Source organism: Hyphomicrobium sp. (genome assembly GCF_020852195.1).
In the GTDB taxonomy this organism is placed as follows: Bacteria; Pseudomonadota; Alphaproteobacteria; order Rhizobiales; family Hyphomicrobiaceae; genus Hyphomicrobium_C.
In genome coordinates this window covers 1-5760 of record NZ_JADZBI010000105.1, presented here as the reverse complement: position 1 = coordinate 5760, position 5760 = coordinate 1, and the positions used below count along the sequence as shown (strand labels likewise).

5 protein-coding genes are annotated in these 5760 nt (G+C 64.5%); 2 read left to right on the top strand and 3 right to left on the bottom strand.

Annotated features, from left to right (window positions below; all coding sequences use genetic code 11):
* The 3 genes from IT540_RS08550 to IT540_RS08540 form a co-directional block, all read right to left on the bottom strand.
* On the bottom strand, window positions 1-186 hold a 186-nt coding region (locus IT540_RS08550; protein WP_291175824.1), incomplete at its 3' end, for a glycosyltransferase.
* Between the two features lie 118 nt (window positions 187-304).
* On the bottom strand, window positions 305-1417 hold the full coding sequence (locus tag IT540_RS08545; RefSeq protein WP_291175821.1) for a glycosyltransferase: 1113 nt from the start codon (window positions 1415-1417) through the stop codon (window positions 305-307).
* A 515-nt stretch (window positions 1418-1932) separates the two neighbouring features.
* The gene (locus IT540_RS08540) at window positions 1933-3231 is read right to left on the bottom strand and encodes an MFS transporter (protein WP_291175818.1); all 1299 of its coding nucleotides are present in this window, start codon (window positions 3229-3231) and stop codon (window positions 1933-1935) included.
* A 131-nt stretch (window positions 3232-3362) separates the two neighbouring features.
* On the opposite strand from IT540_RS08540, the gene IT540_RS08535 reads away from it, so the two are divergent.
* The gene (locus tag IT540_RS08535; RefSeq protein WP_291175814.1) at window positions 3363-4640 is read left to right on the top strand and encodes an amino acid ABC transporter substrate-binding protein; all 1278 of its coding nucleotides are present in this window, start codon (window positions 3363-3365) and stop codon (window positions 4638-4640) included.
* A gap of 14 nt (window positions 4641-4654) precedes the next feature.
* On the top strand, window positions 4655-5760 hold a 1106-nt coding region (locus tag IT540_RS08530), incomplete at its 3' end, for a L,D-transpeptidase family protein (RefSeq protein ID WP_291175812.1).

The window sequence follows — 5760 nt, the reverse complement described above, 5'->3', positions numbered from 1 at the left end:
CAGCGGAAGATCAGCCGGAGCCACATCCTCTCGTAGGATCGGGGGATCGGAGCCATCGTCGACCACGATGACCTCGGCAGGACTGACGTCCTGCATGGCGATGCTCGCGACCGCGCGCGCGAGCTTGTCCGGCCTTGCGAAGACAGGAATGATGATTGTGAGAGGGATCTGCGGCTTGGCAGTCATCTCAGGTCATTCATCCCGCATTCTCGGGGTTCACTTGCGTGCAGGGCGTTTTGTGCGGCGATCCTGTCTGGCGAGAGGAGATTCCATGGTCTGCGGCGGGCCACGTCAATAGCACGCCTCATTTGAAGTAAAATTCCTCCGCGGTCTCCCAGAGCTTCGTTTCGCTGTAGTCTTTTTTGATCACGGATCTCGCGAAGGCTCCCCGCGCTTCGAGATCTTGGCTTGCAGCGATTTCGATGATGGTGTCTGCCGCGGCTGCCGCATCCTCGACGGGGATGACCCATCCGTTCGTGGCATTGGCGAGTTCTTCACAGCCCGGCACGCGCGATGTCAGGATGGGCCGCGCACAGGATGCAGCCTCCAGCAGGCTCTTCGGGAGCCCTTCGCCGCCTCGCGACGGCAGGAATGCGACGTGATGGTGGCGCCAGAATTCGGGGATATCCTGCACCTTTCCGACAAATTGGACACCCGGAGCAGCCGCAAATTTCGCGAGTTCGGCTTTCGTGAAGGCGCGGGGATTGCTGTCGTCGGTTTGCCCCGCGACTGTCAGCGTGACATCGCACCCCCGGGCCCTGGCCATGGCCACGGCGCGCACGGCGATGTCCAGCCCCTTGGACCAGATCAGGCGCGCGACGAAACCGATGCGAAGGGGCGGACGTGCCGGCAAGGCGCTGGAAACGAAGACGTCGGGATCGACGCCGGCGCCGCCTACGACCTTGACCCGTCCGTCGCGATGGGCGCGGTCCAAGCCCGACTGGGCGATATCGGCGTTGTTCTCGACCATCCAACGCGTGTTGTCGTCGTCGGCGAGATAGCGGATGAAGAGAGGTGCGAGCGTGCGCATCAGGCGCATCGAGGGCTCACGCGCAACCGACGCATAGCCTCTGCCGGTTATGGTATAGACGCAGCGCACGTTTTTGAGCCGCCTCGTCGCGAGGGCGCCGACCAACACTCCGAAAAGCCCAAAGGCGTGGACGACCGGCTCGGTGGTTTGCGCCAGCAAATCCTCCACCGCCCTGACGGAAGCGGCCAATCCCTTGGGCCTTATTCCGTTTCTCTGGAAAGGCAGATCCACGAGCACCAAGCCCCTGGGATACAGGGTGCTGCTCGCGGGACCGAGTTGCGCGGCCAGAATGACGTGGTTGCCGTCGGAAAGCGCTCTGCGGGCGAGGTGCTGGAAATGAGAGACGAAGAACCAGTCGACGTTAATGAGGTAGACAACAGTCGGCATCCGGACTTCATCCGCGAGACAACCGCCCGAGACTCAGCCTCGGTAAAGTCTTAGCCTCGGTAACTGGGGGCCAACACAGGGTGTGTTTCAGATTTTCCCCCTCCGCACGGCGAGGGCAGCGGGCTGTAGACGCGAATGAATGCCAACACGACTTCTGCCAAGATCCTACGCACTACAATATCCCCCGCGGCCCCTACACATCGTTGAGTATCGTAGTCGGCTAATTCTCGACACGCAAGACCTTATGCCTGCATGCCTTTTGGAGGATATGCCCATATGCGCCGTCGAGGATAACGGCGGAACGGAGTGCTTCAAAAATGGTCGTGCTTAGCGCTCGCGGCACTCGTTGCGTCTGTGAAATCGAACATCGATATGAATCAGCAAATTCGTATGCTTCTGTCGGGAAGAATGCCCTTCCTTCACTTGTGGCCCACCGACCGTTCCGGGGGTCTTGCCTAATAGTTCGGCAGGGTGCTGCGGGACTGCCACAGCTCGCCGGTATCCTTTTTCGGCCGTCAGGAAAGGCGCTGCCGAAGCGCGCGATCGAACCTTGAGGCCATGGCCAACCACAAGGTGGCCAAGGGGATCGACGCCAGGGCCACGAGCCCCAGCGGCCAGCCCATTGTCTTCGTCAGCCCGTTGAATACTGCACCGGAAAGAGCGTCGCCGCCGCGGTAGACAACCGTGTCAATGAAGCTCTGCGCCTTGTAGCGCTCGTCGGCGTCGACGGCGGTGTAAAGCACCTTGGTTGCCGGGTTCGCCAGCGCGAACGCCGCAACGCGCTCGGCGACCATGATGGCCGCTACGATTTGAAGCGTCGGCAAGGCCGCGTAGAGCGCAAGCCCGGCTATCGTAATCGCCGGCAGGAGAGAGGCCGCAACGCCGATGCCCAGCCGGGACATGATCCGGCCCGCCAGGAACACCTGGGTCACCACGGTCAGGATGCTGGTGATGAGGTCGCGCTCGGCAAAGAACTGCACGCGCGTGGTCGCGTCGCGGATCGTCTCGCCTGCGAGCCGCGCCTGCTCGAGATAGAAGAAGGTCGAGAGCAGGTTGGCGATCAGCACGTAGACGGCGATGCGCATGAGGTAGCTGTCGCGAAGCACACGCTCGGCGCCGGACAGCAGCGTGCGCAGCGTCGGCGGTGCTTCGGCCTCGGCGCCGTTCTTCGGTAAGGCGCCGGCAGCGGTGCGAAGCCAGATCGACAGCGCTGCTGCAACCGTGAAGACGAGGGCTGCGATCAGCAGCAGGTTCTCGCCGCCGACGATCGGCACGAGCGTGTTGGCTGCGAACGGGCCGATGACGGCTCCGGTCGTACCGCCCGCCGCAATGAAGCCGTAGAGGCGCTTGGCCTGCTCGCTGTCGTAGATGTCCGACATCAGAATCCAGAACAGAGAGACGACGAAAAGGTTGAACACGCTCGCGAACACGAAGAAGGCTCCGCCGAGCCCTCCTCCGTCGGCTCGCTCTCCGAGCGCGAGCCAGAATGAGAGCATCAGCCCGATGAAGACGGCGTAGATTCCGGGAAGCACGGCATTGCGCGGGACGCGTGCGACGATCCATCCGAAGACGGGCACGGCGGCAAGCATGACGATGAAGACGAGCAGAAACCAGAGCTGGCGCTGATCGGCAGTGGCTTCGGCGCTGATGTTCTCGCGCACCGGCCGGATCAAGTAATAGCCGCCGAGGACGAGTGCGAACATGAGGAATGCGCCGAGCGCCGCGGCAACCTCCATGCGCTCGATCTGGACGGCGCGGCGGAGGAGCCCCAGGCTCACGGAGGGCGGTTGCTCCACCCCGGTCTGCTCAGTCATGCCCCCTGCCCCTAAATGCGTTGTGCTCGGTTGCGCACCGTCGCATGACTCGGAAGAATGCGGTAGGCTCGGTGCCGCTTCGCCTCGCCTCGCGATCGAGGGAAACGTTATCGCCAGACGGGAACCATCACATGACAAGAAATGGAATCGTCTCGGGTGTCGCCATGGCATTGGTCGTCGGCACCCTTTATGCCGTCGTGCATCCTGCCCATGCGGCGTACCGGCTCTGCGCGCTGCGGGACGGGCCGCGGGGTCCCTGCACGTGCAAGAGCAACAGCGACGGAGCCGGGCAGTTCACGGTCGTTCCAAAGAGCCGCTGCCGGCCGGCAGCGGCGGGTGCGAGCAAGGATGCCACTGGAGGCGTGACGGAGCCTGCGGCGGGTGCAAGCGGGGCCGGACCAGCGGCAGACGCTTCAAGATCCGAAGCCGTCACCGAAACGGGTGCGTTGCCAGCCTCGGGATCGAAACTCGACGAGATCCGCCAGCGCGGCAAGCTCGTGTGCGGCGTCAACACGGGCCTGCTCGGCTTCTCCGCTCGAACCGAGTCCGGCGTCTGGGCCGGCCTCGACGTCGATTTCTGCCGCGCGCTCGCGGCGGCCGCACTCGGCTCTGCAGATAAGGCGGAATTCGTGCCTCTGGAGACCAACGAGCGGTTCGACGCGCTCAAGGATGGGAAGATCGACGTCTTGTCCCGCAACACCACGTGGACGATGAATCGCGAGGTCGATCTCGGCTTGAGGTTTGCCGGCGTGCTCTATTTCGACGGCCAGGGATTCATGACCAGCGACGACCGTGGCTTCGTTTCCGCCCAGCAGCTTTCGGGATCGAAGGTGTGCGTGGAAGCCGGGACGACGACCGAGAAGCACATGGCGTACTTCTTCAAGGCGCATCAGATCGAGGCGCAGGCGGTAGTGCTGCCGACGCGCGAGGAGACGCTCAAGGCGTATGCCGGCGGTACTTGCGACACATACTCGGGGGACCGTTCCGCCCTCTTCTCCGACCGCGCCTCGTTTCCGGAGCCGGCGAAGCACGCGATCCTGCCCGAGGTCATCTCCAAGGAGCCGCTCGGGCCGGTCGTTCTCAAGGGAGACGACGAGTGGACCGAGATCGTGCGATGGACGCTTGCCGGGCTCATCAACGCCGAGGAGGTCGGGCTCGATAAGGCGTCGGCTGCCACCGCCGGGACGTCGTTGAAGGACGATGCACAGCGTCTCGTGGAGGGCGCCGGCGCGAGCGGCGAGAAACTGCGGCTCAGCAAGTCGTGGCTGCGGGATGCGGTCGCCGCGGTCGGTAACTACGGCGAGATGTTCGAGGCGAACGTCGGGAAAGGGAGCGCGCTCGGCATGGAGCGGGGTCTCAACGCTCTTTGGAAGCGTGGCGGGATCCTCACGGCGCCGCCGATGTGGTGAGAGCGCCGGCCGATATGCGCAGCCAATCCCATTCCTTCGTAACGGCCAAGACCGCTGTTTGCGCGCTGGGCGTCCTGTTGCTTACGCTCGCCAGTCTCCCGGCCGCGGCGCAGCGACAACGGATCCCTCCCCCCGAACCGAGCTTTGAGCCCTGGATCAGTCCCGCGGCCGTCGAAGGATTGCAGCGGGCGATCGCCGCCTATCAGGGCATCGTGGCAGCGGGCGGCTGGCCGACCCTGCCCAACCGAATCACGCTGAGGCCCGGCGACAGCGATGCCAACGTCGCCATCCTGCGGCGACGGCTCGAGATGACGGGGGACGTGCGGACGGGCGGCGATTCCTACATGTTCGACGATGCGCTGGAGGCGGGCGTCAAGCGCTACCAGCTTCGCAACGGGCTCGAGCCGACGGGCATCGTCTACGGAATCACCCAGCGGGCGCTCAACGTGCCGGCCGACACGCGGCTCAGGCAGCTCCAGCTCAACCTCGCGCGCATGCAGGAGCTCTTGCCGAAGCTCGCAGAACCGCGCTTCATTCTCATGAACTCGGCGAGCTTCGAGCTGCAAGGGATCGCAGGCGGGCGCGTCGAGGTGGCGAGCCGCACCATCGCCGGCAAGCGCGCGACACCGACGCCCGTCGTCAGCGCCTCGGTGCAGGCGATCAACCTGCTTCCCTACTGGCACGTGCCGGGCTCGATTGCCAAGGCGGCGCTCATTCCCGCCGTGCGCAAGGATCCATCGTACCTGTACAGGGAGCACATCCGGGTGTTCTCGGCATTCGGCGGCGAGGAGATCGATCCCTCGCTCGTCAACTGGTGGGGTCCCGAGGCGGACCGCTACGTGTTCCGGCAGGACCCGGGGCCGCACAATGCGCTCGGCCTGTTGCGCTTCGACATGCCCAACAAGCACATCGTCTATCTGCACGACACGCCGATGAAGAACCTGTTCGACTATTTCGAGCGCGCCTACAGCGCGGGCTGTGTCCGGACGCAGAACTATCTCGACGTGGCGGAATGGGTGCTGGCCGGCCAAGAAGGATGGACGCGCCCCGCGCTCGAGGCGGCGATCGGGAGCGGCCGCGCCAAGACGATCAAGGTGGCGAGGCCCGTGCCGGTGCACTT